This window comes from Geobacter anodireducens (assembly GCA_001628815.1).
GTDB lineage: Bacteria > Desulfobacterota > Desulfuromonadia > Geobacterales > Geobacteraceae > Geobacter > Geobacter anodireducens.
In genome coordinates this window covers 265685-280660 of record CP014963.1, presented here as the reverse complement: position 1 = coordinate 280660, position 14976 = coordinate 265685, and the positions used below count along the sequence as shown (strand labels likewise).

The following is a 14976-nucleotide window of genomic DNA, read 5'->3' as shown; positions in this document are numbered from 1 at the left end:
CGCCAGGGCCGGCTAGAATCCCCCAACCATGAGCACGCACCACGCCCCGCTCCACCCATGTTTCGATCCGGTCGGGACATCAAACCAACTGTCACGGCTTCTCGTCTCCGGCCCCATCGTCGACGCCGATCTCGACCGGCGCATCGCCCGCCTCCGGGAACGGTTCCGCACCTACTGCGACACCTATCCCTTCGGCATATGGGACAGCGGACTCGTGGTCACGCGGGAGATGCGTGCCCTGACCGACATCCTTCTCCCCCTCGCGGAAATCCGGCCGGCATTCGTCCGACTGTTCAGGCTGGCGCTCCGGTTTCCCCCGCTCCTGGAAGCGACACCCCTGACGACCGCCGGCTCATGGCTCGACCTGCTCGAACGGCTCGGCACATCCGCGGCCCGGACGAATCCGGCCCGGCTTCTCGAACAGTTGGCCGGGGATGGCGAACGGCGCACGGGCTTCGTCTTTTCCCTTTTCATTCCCCGCCAATACGGCGGCGGTTTCGACCGCTACCCGGGCCAGACCGTCTTTCTGAAACGATGGATCGGGCAGCGGGGCGCCCCTGAACGGGGTATCTTCTCCGTGCTCGACGCTGCCTGCGGCTGTGGCGAAGGGACCTACGCCCTGGCCCGCCTCCTGCTGGATGCGGGAATTGCGCCGGAGCGCTTCCGCGTGCTCGGCAGCTCCCTCGAAGAGATCGAGCTCTTTGCGGCCCGCCACGCGTTCTTCCCCCACGACCAACGGCGCGGGGAAATCCTGCGGAGCTTTGCGGCGCCGCTTTTCGCCGCAGGAGCTGCGACGTCCATCGGGTTCGTGCGCGAGGATATCAGGGAGGCGACGAATGGGGCCTGGGACGTGATTCTCTGCAACGGCATTCTGGGAGGACCGTTCCTCCACGACCGGCAGACGCTTGAGCGCGCGATCGCACGACTTGCGGCCCGCCTGGCTCCGGGCGGGCTCATTGTGGCGGCCGACCGGTTCCACGAGGGGTGGAAACGGCGGGTCCCCGCAGCCATGCTGGAAGAGATGCTGCGCAACGCGGGGCTCACCGTGCTCGCTGCCGGGGAGGGCGTTGCCGGGGTCAGACCCTGATCAGGATCCCTCCCCAGGAAAGCCCGCCGCCGAACCCCATCATGAGAACGAGTTCCCCCGGCTTGATAGTGCCGTTGCGCAGGTATTCGTCCAGCGCGAGCCCCACCGACGCGGCGGCCGTGTTGCCGTAACGATCCAGGTTCAGGAGGAAACGTTCTTTGGGGATACCGGTCTTGCGGGAAATGAAGTCGATGATCCGATAATTGGCCTGGTGCGGAATGATGTGGTCCAGATCGGCCACCGCCACCCCGGCCTTGGCCGTCACTTCCTCGATAATCTGAGGGATTACGTCGGTGGCAAAGACAAAGACCTGCTTGCCCGCCATGCGGAAGGAATTTTCCCTCAGGGCGATGGTCTCGGCGGTCACCGGCTTGCGGGACCCCGACGAGGGTACCTGGATCAGTTCCCAGCCGCCGCCGTCGCTCCGGATGACGCTCTGGAGGATACCGGTGCGCTCGGTGGTCCTTCCCAGAATGACCGCGCCGGCGCCGTCACCGAACAGGGGGCAGGTGGTCTGGTCCTGAAAATCGAGAATCTTCGAGTAGGTGTCGGCGCCGATCACCATGATCCGCCCGTATTTGCCGGACCGGATGAAGTTGTCCGCCGTTTCCAGTCCGAAGACGAAACCGCTGCAGACGGCATTCATATCAAAGGCAAAGGCATTCACTGCGCCGATGTTTTTCTGGACCATGCATGCCGTGGCCGGCAGACACATGTCGGGCGTGGACGTGGCCACGATGAGGCAGTCGAGCTCCCCTGCCCCCAAGCCGGCACGGTCAAGGGCCTTGAGGGCCGCGGCAGTGGCCAGGTCGGACGTGGCCTCGTGGGGAGCGGCGAACCGGCGTTCCCGAATGCCGGTTCGGGACTGGATCCACGTGTCGGCGTCGTCAACCAGGTATGAAAAATGGGAATTGGGGACCACCCGCTCGGGAACCTGGCCGCCGGTGGCAAGGATGATTGAATGAAACATGAGACTCTCCGCTCCCCGTGAAACACGGAAGCCCACACCGGGGCTGCTTGATAATTCCTCGAAATATCTCACATTTCACGAGCAAATGTCAAAACAATTAACCGTCCGCATCCGTGTCGTCGCCCCGGTCGAACAGGGCGTCGACAACGGCATAGCACCAGACCGCGGCAAAAAAGGCGAGCAGCCCCATGGCAACCGCCCCTCCTGATGCCATCGCTTCGGTAACGGCGCCGGCATCGACGACCCCCGTGATCTTCGCCTTGACGAGCACCGGCCCCAAGCCCCTGAGGACCACGAAAACGGCACCGATAAGAAACACGTTGGACAGCAGGAGCAGTATTCCCCCCTTGGCCCTCCGGCCGTTTTTGAGCTGGCCGAGGCCGGGGAGCACGAACGCAGAGAGAAGCGCAGCCTTGATGTTCAGCTTCATGGGAACATTCCTTCCGGGACCCGGGAATCCATGGCCTTGCGCGGCACCATTCCCGGGTGTAATATCAATTGCTCAGTTGTTCCAACTCTGGTACTAATGCCCTGACATGAAGGCACAGGTTGCGATGACACGACGCGAAGAACTTATTGCACTCCTGAAGGACCCCGCCAAAGAGGTTCGCGAGGCGGCGGCCAGGGCCATCGAGCGGATCGAGGGTGCGGGCAGCTTTGCCGAAGTTATCGAACAACTGAAAAAAGGCAACCGCGGCGCCAAGATACGAGCCATCTACGCCCTGGGGAGGATCGGTGGCGAACGTGTGCTTACCCCCCTCATGTACTGCGCCATGCGACCTGAGGAGGACATACGGATCGCCGCCATCGACATGCTCGGCGCCCTGGCATCTTCCCAGGCATTCCCTCTGCTCGCCGAATGCCTGCGCGAGCCCTCGGCTGCGGTTCAGGCCAAAGCCATCGAGGCCCTGGGCAGATACCGGACCCCGGAGGCCCTTCGCCTTATCCTGCCGTTCCTCGATGCCCGGGACGGATTCCTCGATGCCGAGGCGGCCCGCGCAATCGGAACCATCGGCTCGGCGGACCATGAGGGAAAGCTCCTCTCTCTCCTCTCCTCTCCCCATCCGGCCACCCGTGCAGCGGCAGCCGAGGCCCTGGGCACCCTTCCCCTCGATTGATCCCAAAGTTCAGCCGAGATAGCGGTTGACATCAATGACGGTCATCAGCGGATCAACGACCGCAACAATGCGCGTGCCCGTCTCCCGCGCCAGGTCCCTCACGGGTGCCGGTTCCAGCAACCGGCCCGACGGGTCCGCCACGACCTTTACCGCGGGGCGCTCGCCCGCGCTGGGGTCGGGGCGGAAGACCACGGCCACTTCATTGGTATCGAGGCGAACAAGCGTTCCCACGGGAAAACGCCCCATCATCTCGGTGAACGCCTGCACGAGGCCGCTGTCCAGGTGGCTGCCGGCGAGGCTCCTGAGCTTCAGGAGGGCGTCCTTGGGATTGAGGGGCGACTTGTAGACCCGCAGGGTTGTGATGGCATCATAACAGTCGGCAACGGCTATGATGTCACAGAACCGGTCAAAGGCCAGGGCGCGGGCCGATTCGGGATAGCCGGCACGGTCGAAACGGATATGATGGCCGAGCACCGCCCGGGCGATTCGCTCTCCCACTCCCGGCATCTCGTCCACGATCCGGGCCCCCTCCTCCGAATGCCTTTTCATGCGCTCGTACTCGTCGGACGAAAGCCGACCGGGCTTATTGAGAATCGCTTTCTCCACCCGCGTTTTCCCCACGTCATGGAGAAACCCGGCCATGCCGAGCTCTCCCAGCTCGTCCCGCTGAAGCCCCGCGGCCGCGCCGAGCGACATGGAAAGGATCCCGACGTTGACGCTATGATGGAAGGTGTAGTTGTCGTAATCCTTGATCATGGCAAGGCCGAGCAGCGTGGCGCGATCCTGCATGATCATGGTCGCCATGCGGTCGACAATCCCGCGCAGTTTGTCGGAACTGGGAAGGCGCCCCTTTTCCACCTCGCTGAACAGACCGGTCACCACATGCAGGGCCTCGCGATAGGTCGCGCCCGGGTCGTGCTCCTCATCCCCCGGAGAAGGAACCTCGGTGGCGCCACTGCCGCCGAGCTCCACCGAAATGGCAGCGATCCCCGCCCGCTGCACCTCGGCAGCGAGCCGCTCTCCCAGGAACTCGCGCCGGGTCAGCAACTCCACGAAACGCTCGATCTCCAGCGGGGTCACGCCGGCCCTGAAGGCGACTGCCTCCACGTGGCGATTGGTAAACAGGGAGGCAAGCTCCTCCTCGGCGGCGGTCGGCGTGAAGAACAGGTGGTTCTCACAGAAAAAGACCCCGTCAATGACGCCGATACGGACTTCGGGATATGCCCGGAGGAGCTCCGCCACATGGTCACCCAGGTGGGTGAACTGCTGCACCACTGCCGGATGGGAGCCGGGATAGAGCAAAACCGCCCGCACCGCGCCGGCCAGGAGAAGGACGAACCGCTGGGCCTGAGGCTGAGCAATCCTAATCATTAACGGACTCCCTCCGACGCCGGATGTCTTCTGCCGCATCGGCACTGGCCACTGCAAGCATGCCGCCTTGCATTGTCAGCACATTCAGCAGGTCCAGGGCGGCCGGATCGCCGATCTGGGCCAAGGAAGCCACCACCGCCATCCGGATGTCGTCCCAGCGGCGTCGGCCGAACCAGGGTCTGTGCTCCAGCAGCCGGAGCAGATACGGTACTGCCCGGCGGTCTCCGATCCGACCGAGGGCCTGGATGGCGTCCCTCTTGAGTGCTAGTGATTGCTTAAACGGGTCGCGGCGCTCGATGAGGGCGCAGAGGGGCTCCACCGCGCGGCGGCTCTTCAGGAGACCGAGCGAGATGACGGCATGACGCTTCGTCAGTTCATCCTCTGCGGAGAGCAGGCCGATAACCGCCTCTTCCGCCTGTTCGCCGCCGATCTTGACGAGGCTCCTGAGCGTCTCCCGGCGCACCCGCGCATCCGCATGCACCAGACAGGCCCGCAGGGGCCCGACGCTTGCCGGATCACCGATCTCGCCCAGGATGACCGCCGCGTTCCGCACCACGTACCAGCGGCTGTCGGCAAGATGCTCGGCCAGGAGCCCCCCCGCCTCCGCACCGATTGCAACGAGTGCCTCGATGATGAGCTTTCGGGCATTCCTGCTCTCTGCCAGCGTGAGGCGCTCAACCAGCAGGGCAACCGCCGGCGCGCCGATCTCCCGGAACAGGTCGACAAGGGGTTCCCGCTCCTCCCCGCGCGCCTCCAGGCGCCCCACGAGAAACGGAAGCATGGGCCTCCGGCCGCCTTCTCGAAGGCAAGGAGGGCATACCCCCGCCGTGCGATGCTCGCCGCTTCGCTCTTCGCTTGCCGGTGCAGGCTGATCAGCACCCACAGAATCCGCTCGAACTCACCCCGGTCGCAGAGCTCCGCGCAGCGGGTCGACAGTAGCCGGGCAAGCTCCCGGTACCGGTCGTCGCTTGTTTCCCGCTCCATGCGGTCGATTATGGCTTCCGCCTCCAGTCGACCCTCTTCCGGCGGCCCCCCCGCCTCCCGACCCTCTTCGGGCGCCTCGCCCCGGGCCGCCACCTCTTCGGCGGTGGATTTCGCCTCCTCAGGGGCACGGTCGTGGACCGCCGCGGCGCGGGCGAGTTCGACAACCGCCCGTTTGCGCCGGATCTCGTCAAGGTCCATTTCGTTGACCCAGATGGTCGTCAGGCCGAGCTGGGTCATGAGCGCCTCCATCCCTCCCGCCTCGTGGATGTCACGATAATCCGTGGCCAGAAGGGTAATGAAGAGGGAAAGATCGGCCGCGCCGAGGTCGGGCAGGATCGTGAGCCGCTTCACCCGCCGGATGAACAACTCCCGCGCAAGGGCCTGGGTCATGGCTGTCGGCTCCACAAAGGCCCCCCCCTCCGAGGTGGTGAAACCGCTCTTCCCGATGACGAACGCGAGCTCATGCCCCCAGAGGGAACCACGGAGCGCGGCATGGGCCCGCGCCAGGACTTCGGCGCGCTGGGGATGCCCCTCCGGATAGAACGTCAGGGCCTTCAACGCCCGATAGAGCTCGGCCAGCACGACCCCGTACTGACCGGATCCTGCCGCAGGCCTGCCCGTTGCGGTCCCTCCCTGTGTTCCCATTACCCCTCCGGGTCGACAAGCGATAACATGTGAATAGTAGCCTACGCGGCAAACCAGTGTCAAACCCGCAGACTCAACCTGATGCCGACGGTCGATTGACAGCCGGGTGGCAAGGCGGTAGTATCCGCTCACCCCCGAGACAAGGACACCCCGTGAAAATCGTAAGCCGTTATGCCTGCCAGAAATGCGGCTACCAATCGGCCAAATGGCTCGGGAAATGCCCCGACTGCGCCGCCTGGAACAGTTTTGTCGAGGAGATCACCGGCGGCGGACGGAAGATTGGCTCCCCCGCGCCCGCAGCCACCCGCCCGGTCCCCATCTGTGAGGTGGCCAGCGAGGCGGAAACACGCCTGTCGTGCGGCATCTCCGAATTCGACCGGGTACTGGGCGGCGGCCTCGTCTCCGGCTCTCTGGTGCTCATCGGCGGAGACCCCGGCATCGGCAAGTCCACCATTCTGCTGCAAGTCATGGACCACCTTGCCCGGACCGTGGGACCGGTCCTCTACGTATCGGGCGAGGAATCGGCGCGACAGACAAAAATGCGCGGTGAGCGCCTGGGCATCGGGGCGCGTGAACTGCTGGTCCTTGCCGAGACCTCCCTCGAACTCATCCTGTCCCAGGTTGCCGCTCTCGCCCCCCGGGCCCTCGTGATCGACTCCATCCAGACCGTTTTCAGCGCGAGCCTCGAATCTGCGCCCGGCAGCGTCAGCCAAGTGCGTGAATGCGCCGGCAGGCTCATGGAGCTGGCCAAGCGCAACGGCATCCCCACCCTCCTTGTGGGACACGTGACCAAGGACGGCTCCCTGGCGGGCCCACGGGTGCTGGAGCACATGGTCGACACGGTGCTCTACTTCGAAGGGGACCCGGGGCATGCCTTCAGGATTCTCAGGGCCGTCAAGAACCGCTTCGGCTCAACCAATGAAATCGGCGTATTCGAGATGAAAGAGGGGGGCCTCAGCGAGGTGAGAAACCCGTCGGAGCTCTTCCTGGCCGAACGGCCGCTCGGCGTCCCGGGATCCGCCGTCGTCACCACCATCGAAGGGAGCCGCCCGCTGCTGGTGGAACTGCAGGCGCTCGTCACCCCCTCGTCCCTGGGCGTACCGCGCCGCACCACCCTCGGGGTCGACCACAACCGCCTCGCGCTCCTGGTGGCCGTGCTCGACAAAAAGGTCGGCCTCCACCTGTCGGGGCAGGACATCTTCCTGAACGCCGCCGGCGGCGCACGGCTCAGCGAGCCGGCCATCGATCTGGGCATGGTGGCGGCCCTCGCATCGAGCCACCTGGACAAGATCATCGACCCCCACACGGTCATTGTCGGCGAGGTGGGCCTTGCGGGGGAAGTCCGCGCCATTACCCAGGCGGAAACACGGGTCCGCGAGGCTGCCAAGCTGGGCTTCACCCGGGCGGTCATCCCCGCCGGCAGCGTCCGGCAGGTTGGCGACGTGCCCGGCATGACGGTCGTAGGGGTAAAATCCTTGGACGAAGCGCTGGAACAGTTCCTCTGACCGATCCGACGCGCTTTTTTACTTTACTTGATTAGCCGTTTCTCTTACTATTTACAGCAGTTATACGCAAAGGAGATTCGGAGAATGGAAAGTGAGAAGCTCGAATACTTCAGAACCATACTCAACGAAGAGATGCGGACCCTCCTCGATGAGGCAGGCAAGACCGTCTCCGAGATGACTTCAGACAGCACGCCGTTTCCCGACCCCAACGACCGCGCCACCCAGGAGTCGGACCGTAACTTCGAGCTGCGAATCCGGGACAGGGAACGCAAGCTCATCAACAAAATCAGAGAGGCCCTCGAACGCATCGACGACGGCAGCTTCGGCACCTGTGAAGTGTGCGGCGAGGAAATCGGCGAGGGACGGCTCAAGGCGCGCCCCGTCACCACCCTCTGCATCGACTGCAAGATGGAGCAGGAAAGAAAAGAAAAGCATCCCTGACCAGTTCTCCCCCTCTCGCACCCCTTCCCGCGGAGTCTTGGATGGCCGTTCGCGATCCCTACACCATAATGAGCAGTGCCATTCGGATCGCCAATGCGACCGAACACTCCCATGATGAACGGCTCAAGTCCCTTGCCCTTCTCATTGCCGAGGCATTCGGCGCCCTTTCCGCCACATTCTACCTCCTGGACAACGCCGGCCGCTCCATCGTCCGGAAGATATCAAGCGCCGACTCCGGCACCGGCAGCGACTGCCGGATACCGGGAGGCCAAGGCATTGCAGGGCTGTGCGCCTCAAGCGGCAAGCCGGTCCGTCGGAACAGCGCAGAACGCCATCCCGACGAAGTTGTTACGGGCAAGGAACAAGCCATCGCCGCCTTTCCGATCAACTGCCGGGGACAGACTCTGGGGGCCCTCGCCCTTGGGGTTCCCCACGATGACCTCCTGACCGACGACGATCAGGACATGCTCGCCGTAATCCTCATCGAAGCCGCCAGCGTGGTGCGCTGCAAGCGGCAGCTCGAATCGGTGGAAAAGCGCATCCGGGAGCTTTCCTTCCTCAACCAGATCAACGGGGTCATGCTCTCGACCATTGAACTCAACCGGCTCATTCACCTGCTGCTGACCTCCCTCACATCCGACCTGCCGCCCCTGTTCGACCGGGCCATGCTCTTTCTGCTCAATGAGCGCGCCGGCATCCTCCAGGGGATGATGGGCATCACCTCCGCCCAGCAGACCGACAGCAGTGTGCCGCCCGAACCCAGGGCAAGACGGCGGTTCCCCGTCCGGAACGCGGACTTCGACTCCGTTGTCAAGGCCACGCGCCTCCCCCTTGATGCGTCCCTCAACCAGATATCCCGGGCCGTCCTGGAGCGCACCCTGCTCCACGTTCAACACCCCGACCGGGAGCAACCGGTTGACCGGACCCTCATGAAGCAGTTCGGCACATCGTCCTACGCGGTCGCCCCCCTCGTGTCCCAGGATCGCGTGGTCGGCGCCATCGTCGTCGACAACCGGCTCACGGGCCGTCCCCTTGCCGGCGATGATCTCGGTATCCTTCACCTGGTTTCCGGACAGGCCGGGATGGCCATTGAAAACTCGATCCTTTTCCACCGTCTCGAAGAGACGAACCGAAACCTTCAGGATGCCAAGGAGCGACTCCTCCAGGAGGAAAAACTGGCGGCCATCGGCCGGATGGCGGCCAGCATCGCCCACGAGATCAAGAATCCTCTCGTTTCAGTGGGGGGCTTCGCCGGCAGGCTCAAGAGAAAGTTCTCTCCCGAGTCCGAGGAGTGGCTTTACGCCGACGTCATCGGGCGCGAGGTGCAGCACCTGGAAAAGATGCTGGGCGACATCCTCTTTTTCTCGCGAAAGACCACCATCTGCTATACCCGCTGCGGCATCAACCAGATCATCGAAGACGGGCTGGCAACCATGGCCGTCCCCCTGGAACAGAGAGAGGTGGTTGTGGACAAGCGTTTCGCCTCCCGGCTGCCGACCCTGCTGGGCGACTGCCAACAGCTCCGCCACGTCTTCACCAACCTGATAAGCAACGCCCTGGACGTCATGGAACCGCGGGGGATTCTCACCATCGAAACCGGCCCGGCGCGGATCGACGGCAAGCGGGCCATATCCGTCAAGGTAGGCGACACCGGCAGCGGTATCGCCCCGGACGTGCGCCACTCGATCTTCACCCCCTTTTTTACCACCAAGGAGAAAGGGACCGGCCTCGGCCTCGCCATTGTTCACCGGATCATTACCAACCACGGCGGACGGATCGAGGTGGAAAACCGGCCCGAAGGAGGCGCCCTCTTTACGGTTGTTCTTCCCACCTCTCCCTGATTTTTTAGTTTTCATCTTCAACGGATTGGGTTATATACTATCGTTTCGCACACAATTCCTCCGGGGACGTAGCTCAGATGGGAGAGCGATGCGTTCGCAACGCATAGGTCGGCGGTTCGATCCCGCTCGTCTCCACCAATAAAAACAAGGGGATCAGGCATTAAGCCGGGTCCCCTTTTATTTTTGAGTGATACATTGAGTGATACTTTTTCCGTGGCACTAACCAAAACGAGATGCAACAAGCTTCGAGCCGCTGTGCCCGGTTATGACACATGCCTGTGCAAGCATCAAATTCAGCGGCATTAAATCCGAAGGGGGTCTGGAGAGAACATGAATAACCCTCCAATCCGTATTGAGGAAGATGCATCAGGTTGGATCGTCACGGTCAACGGGCAGGAGTTTTCCGGCTATATTGTCGATTCTCGATGCGACACCTGTCACTCGGTGATCGTCTACGACATGTATTACGATTCCATGTTCTGCCCTGTGTGCAACGAGTGGACGGAAAAGTATCCTATTTGCACGGATGAGAACTGTCCTTTCTGTAGCAAGAAGCGTCCTGAACGGCCACTTCGGGAAATGGTTGATGGTGCTCCGGCCCCAGAGGTGCCGTTTGTAATCGTACAAATGCCCTGATTCTTCGTTATGCCTCAATTACTGAGGGAAGGAAGGAGCACGGTAGGCGGTCCATGGCTTCCATATTCCGTAGTTCCCTCGGCATGGCATTATCCGATGGAACATTCAGGTAGCGGCGCAAGAGAGATGACTCCGCAGCTGATCCAGTTCACCGCAACGCCACGCACCGGCTTGCATGACTGGGCACTGCCAAGGGCTGCGGCGTAGCAGCGAAGCTGTGGCAGGTAATGAAGGAACCGGTTGTTGAAGTCATCGGTCTGGTCTGATTTGTGATCGATGACCCAGAAACTGTCAGCGGTTTCCACGAACATATCAGCGGTTCCAGTGACAACCGTGCCGTTTTCATTGAGGCTCAGAATCGGGATTTCCGATTCCAGTCCCACCGGCGCCAGCTCCTGGGCCAGCCAGGCATCGAAGGCCGCAACCACAGTTGAAATGGCTGCTATCTGCTCCTCCGTCAAGGCCATGTCGACAGCATCCTGCAAGAGATTGCGCCGTTCCGCGTGTCCGCTCAACAGCTCGAAGCAGCGATGGAGCAATGTTCCCCGTGATGCGGCATCCAGGCCCGGGAATTCGCACTGCAGCCCACTGCCGTACCTGACGAGGCGCACCTCCGGCAATTCGGAAACGGGCATCCCTTCGAGGGAGGAAGGGGTGGTCGCCTCGGGAGTCAGGTTTTCCGGCATCTCCCGTGGGACAATCGCAATTCGGCCATATGTCGGCAGGGCGGTGCCGGTGCGGGTCCCCTCAATCTCTGCCGCTTCCGGCCCGACAGTGGTGATTGTGCAGGTGACCGCATCGCCCGCAACACGCATCATATCCTTTTCTAGATCAAGCCCTGCCGATGAAACGAGCAGATCCCAATAGCTGTCGCCGGCTTTTCCCCTCTTGTACTCAGGCCATTCGAGGACAACCTTCTCCCGCGCCCGGGTAAGGGCCACGTAGAGAAGCCTCGTTGCGGTGTTCCTCGCGCCTTCCAGCAGGTTGGCCCTGAAGGCATCGCATGTTTCCGGGGCATCGAAGGCGGGGTGGATTTCTATCCGCGCACTGTCAAGCAGGGCATCCAGTTCGCTGAAATCGTTGTAGACGACCCGTGTCTCCGGCAGGCGGGGTTGGTAGCTCCTGTCCATGCCGCAGACGGCAACGATGGGCCATTCCTGCCCCTTCGACTTGTGCCAGGTGGTGAGAACCACGGCGTCTTCGTCGATGACGGTCGCTTCCGGCTGCGTGTTTTCCCGCTCGATCCGGCCTCTCAGCCAGGCCAGGAAGGTCTTGACGTCCGAACCGTAATAGCCGCCGCAGGCCATGGCGTCGCGATTTGCGTTCCGGAACTCACGGCATTCCTCCTCAAGGCGCAGCAGGTTGGCCCGGGCCTGTCCGGCGTCGGGCCACCGGTTAATGGTGCCGTAGAGGTCGAGGGCGGCGATGATATCGACCAGGAGATCCTCCACGTGGCGGTCCTGGCGTCCTTTCGCCACGGCGCACAGTTTTTCCAGCACCGGATCGCAAATTTTGTCGTGGTCCATCAGCTCTGCAAGGGCGGATTTCAGGGTATGACTGCCAAGCTCCGTTACGGCCAGGTAGAGGGCGGCGTGCCGGTCTCCGGGATCTGCCACGAAGCTGAGGGCATTACACCCCAGTTGGACGATTCGTGATTCATGCCACCCCTCTTGGGCGATTTTGCAGCGGATTCCTGCATCTCTCAAGGCCGAAGCGTAGGTTTGCAGCCGCTTATTGGTGGGGCAGATGATGGCGATATCGCCCCCCCGCAGCCTGCGATGCTCTTTCCGGTGCCGGTCGAATATCTCGATGCCGCTGTCCAGCAAACCGGTCAGGTGAGCAGTGGTATGGGATGCCCAGACGCTCTCCGACAGGGTCTTGTCTCCCGCCCGGATCACATCGAGGGGAGGATCCACCGTGCTGGTGTAGTCTGCCTCCGCCGTAAGCGGCGTGTAGTCATCAAAAAGCCCGGTGCCCACCAGATTGATCCAGTGCATCAATTGCCTGGATGAGCGGTAGTTTCCGGTCTGGGGCCTGGTTGCCGAAGGATGGCGATTGACCAGCTCCTGCATGAGGCGGGGGTCAGCCCCCTGAAAGCCCATGATGGCCTGTTTCAGATCACCCACGATGATGGTTTCAACGCCCTTGCGGGTAAGGGACCAGAGGAGGGAGAACTGCAACGGGTTGGTATCCTGGAATTCATCCACCACCAGACAGTCGACCCTTTCCCTGAAGGCTTCGGCAACCGCCTGGTTAGTGCACACTAGGCCATGGGCCAGGGACAGCATGTCGGTGAAATCCACAAGCCCCCGCTGCTGCTTTTCCTCGCCATAGCGGTTCAGACATGCGGAAGCAGACTGGATAAGAGCCGTGGCGTGGTTCAGGGCATCCTGCAACGGGCCGGGATGCAGAGGCAGGGCATGGGCCGCAGCCATGACCTCTTCAGCCAGGCCGTCATACCCTGCGGGCAGCTTGGTGGTGCGATTGGAAACCCGCAGCTTGCGTAGCGACTTCCAGAGCTTCCAGTCAGTGTCCAGCGCCCTGCCGCCGGAGGCGCGGCGCAGTTGATGGAAATTGGCGCGCAGTTCCTCACGAACTGATTTCACGGCGCTGTAGTCAGGCGACAGGTCTTTCGGAAATTCCCTCAGCAGGGCCTCTACGGCGGAAAGAAGGACTGCCTTCAGGTGTTCGGCAGACCGGGTGTCGCCGTAAAGCCTGCGAATCGCATCCTCGGCCGGCGCAATCAGGTCGGCCGCCGTTCCCGTCCTCCCTATGCCCCGCAGTGTGCCGATAAAGGAAAGCATCCGCCCTCGGAAAGACTCTTCCGCGGTCGCGTTATTGCTGAAATTGTAGCGGTAGCCGTATTGATCGAGGTTCTCCATCAGGGCGGAAGCGTCGTCAGAATGGGCCAGGGCGCGACTTACCAGCATCCCCTGTTCATCGTCATTCAGCATGCGGGGTGAGGGAGACATGCCACCGTCAAAGGCGAATTCCGTGATGAGGCGCAGACCGAAACCGTGAATGGTCGTGATATACGCCTGATCAAGTTTCTGGGCCTGCTCCAGCAGGTTTCTCCCTATCAACGCTGCCCGTATCCTGCTCCTCAACTCGGCGGCGGCTGATTCGGTAAAGGTGACGGCCACGATCTTTTCCGGGGCGAGGCCGTTCTCTATCCGCCTGGCAAGCTCGTTCTGCAGGAAATAGGTCTTGCCCGAGCCTGCCCCGGCGGGGACGATGGTGAGGTGTGAACCTATTGATGTGTTGTGCATTTGGTCTCATCCAGCACGTTTTTGATAATGGTTCTGTAATCTTTATTTTCATCAGTTCTTATTTTATAGTCAGTTTTTTTGGCTCCAGGACTTGGTTCTCCTCCACCGACTATCCCATATTCTATCATTTGTCGTAGAAAGCCCGACTTTTTACTGGTTATAAACGTTGATATATTGCTTAAGTATGTCCCTGCTCTCCCCTCGGATATGTTCAACATTTCGGCTAATTCTCTTTTCATCTCGTCCTGAGTTATGGGTTCTGATCTATCACATAAAATACGCAAGAAAGCCTTCAGCCTAGGAATTTGATCGGAATTGATACTGAATGTTTCACGTAGTTTTATTTCTAACTGTTCTTTTGATAAAGGTGGAACTGGTAAATCGTCTGAGTATCTTGATTGTGAGTTATAATCATAGGTAAGTTTGTCAGTTTTAGTGTAATTTTTGTTCCTATGATCAGTATAACTTCTTGTTTCAGGCAATGGGATAATCAGTTCAGAATCCAAAAACAATGAATCTCCATCTTTAAAAGGCTTAAGCTTAACACATGAAATATCAATTGCATAATTGCTTGTTTCTCTCATCCACAAAACGGCAGCACATACATCTGGGTTAAAATCTTTAGCCACAAGAATTATTCGCACGCAAAGCCCATCACCTATTTTTTGAAAAACTTCATCGAAATTATTGTTGCCGGAAGAAATACCACTCACATGTTCTATTATTTTTTGTTTTGCATCGTCAATACTGTTAATTTTTTCGTAATCTAACAACAACTCTGCTATTCTTTCTGTGCTATATTTTGAAATGCGAGCAGCGTATTTAATGGCTTGCCAATCTACATCGCATCCAGAATTGTCTCTTTTTAGCTCTATAATTACTACCTTACCATCTTTATCCATCGCTATCAGATCAGATCTTATGCCTCTGCCAGCAACTTTCCCGTCGAAAGCGTGTTCTTTTGCTATTATCAGCAATGAATCTTCGTTGTTGTAAATAACTTGTCCTAATACCTCAGGATTGCTAGCTATCCATTCCTGAATATCGTAACGCTCCTTAATGTTTATGTCTGCAAAAGTGGTATCCTCCAATTTAATCAGTTTTTTGTT

Annotated in this window: 9 protein-coding genes, 1 tRNA gene and 1 pseudogene; 6 read left to right on the top strand and 5 right to left on the bottom strand. The window is 60.6% G+C overall.

Going from position 1 to position 14976, the window contains the following annotated elements:
- The first annotated feature begins 28 nt into the window (after window positions 1-28).
- Window positions 29-1087: a chemotaxis protein CheR gene (locus tag A2G06_01255; GenBank protein ID ANA39244.1), complete on the top strand. Its 1059-nt coding sequence runs from the start codon at window positions 29-31 to the stop codon at window positions 1085-1087.
- On the opposite strand, the gene A2G06_01250 is transcribed toward A2G06_01255, so the two are convergent.
- Together A2G06_01250 and A2G06_01245 are read right to left on the bottom strand one after the other, a co-directional pair.
- Window positions 1077-2057 carry a 3-oxoacyl-ACP synthase gene (locus A2G06_01250; protein ID ANA39243.1) on the bottom strand — a complete coding sequence of 327 codons (981 nt, stop codon included), beginning with the start codon at window positions 2055-2057 and terminating at the stop codon, window positions 1077-1079. The genes A2G06_01255 and A2G06_01250 overlap by 11 nt on opposite strands.
- Window positions 2058-2154: 97 nt before the next feature.
- The gene (locus tag A2G06_01245) at window positions 2155-2487 is read right to left on the bottom strand and encodes a hypothetical protein (GenBank protein ANA39242.1); all 333 of its coding nucleotides are present in this window, start codon (window positions 2485-2487) and stop codon (window positions 2155-2157) included.
- Between the two features lie 106 nt (window positions 2488-2593).
- Between A2G06_01245 and A2G06_01240 the strand changes: the two genes are divergently transcribed.
- Window positions 2594-3175: a PBS lyase gene (locus A2G06_01240; GenBank protein ID ANA39241.1), complete on the top strand. Its 582-nt coding sequence runs from the start codon at window positions 2594-2596 to the stop codon at window positions 3173-3175.
- 9 nt (window positions 3176-3184) lie between these two features.
- Here the strand turns inward: A2G06_01240 and A2G06_01235 are convergent, their stop codons facing one another.
- Complete coding sequence (locus A2G06_01235) at window positions 3185-4546, bottom strand: diguanylate phosphodiesterase (GenBank protein ID ANA39240.1); 1362 nt, start codon at window positions 4544-4546, stop codon at window positions 3185-3187.
- Window positions 4539-6175: pseudogene (locus A2G06_01230) on the bottom strand (PBS lyase). Before A2G06_01230 ends, A2G06_01235 begins: the two are co-directional and overlap by 8 nt.
- Before the next feature lie 152 nt (window positions 6176-6327).
- Between A2G06_01230 and A2G06_01225 the strand changes: the two are divergent.
- The 4 genes from A2G06_01225 to A2G06_01210 all read left to right on the top strand — a co-directional run bounded on the left by A2G06_01225 (window position 6328) and on the right by A2G06_01210 (window position 10100).
- Window positions 6328-7680, top strand: coding sequence for a DNA repair protein RadA (locus tag A2G06_01225; GenBank protein ANA39239.1), 1353 nt, complete (start codon window positions 6328-6330; stop codon window positions 7678-7680).
- 84 nt (window positions 7681-7764) lie between these two features.
- Window positions 7765-8121 carry an RNA polymerase-binding protein DksA gene (locus A2G06_01220; GenBank protein ID ANA39238.1) on the top strand — a complete coding sequence of 119 codons (357 nt, stop codon included), beginning with the start codon at window positions 7765-7767 and terminating at the stop codon, window positions 8119-8121.
- Between the two features lie 41 nt (window positions 8122-8162).
- On the top strand, window positions 8163-9962 hold the full coding sequence (locus A2G06_01215) for a histidine kinase (protein ID ANA39237.1): 1800 nt from the start codon (window positions 8163-8165) through the stop codon (window positions 9960-9962).
- 62 nt (window positions 9963-10024) lie between these two features.
- A tRNA-Ala gene (locus A2G06_01210) sits at window positions 10025-10100 on the top strand.
- Between the two features lie 587 nt (window positions 10101-10687).
- Here the strand turns inward: A2G06_01210 and A2G06_01205 are convergent.
- The gene (locus A2G06_01205) at window positions 10688-13867 is read right to left on the bottom strand and encodes a hypothetical protein (protein ANA39236.1); all 3180 of its coding nucleotides are present in this window, start codon (window positions 13865-13867) and stop codon (window positions 10688-10690) included.
- Between the last annotated feature and the right edge of the window lie 1109 nt (window positions 13868-14976).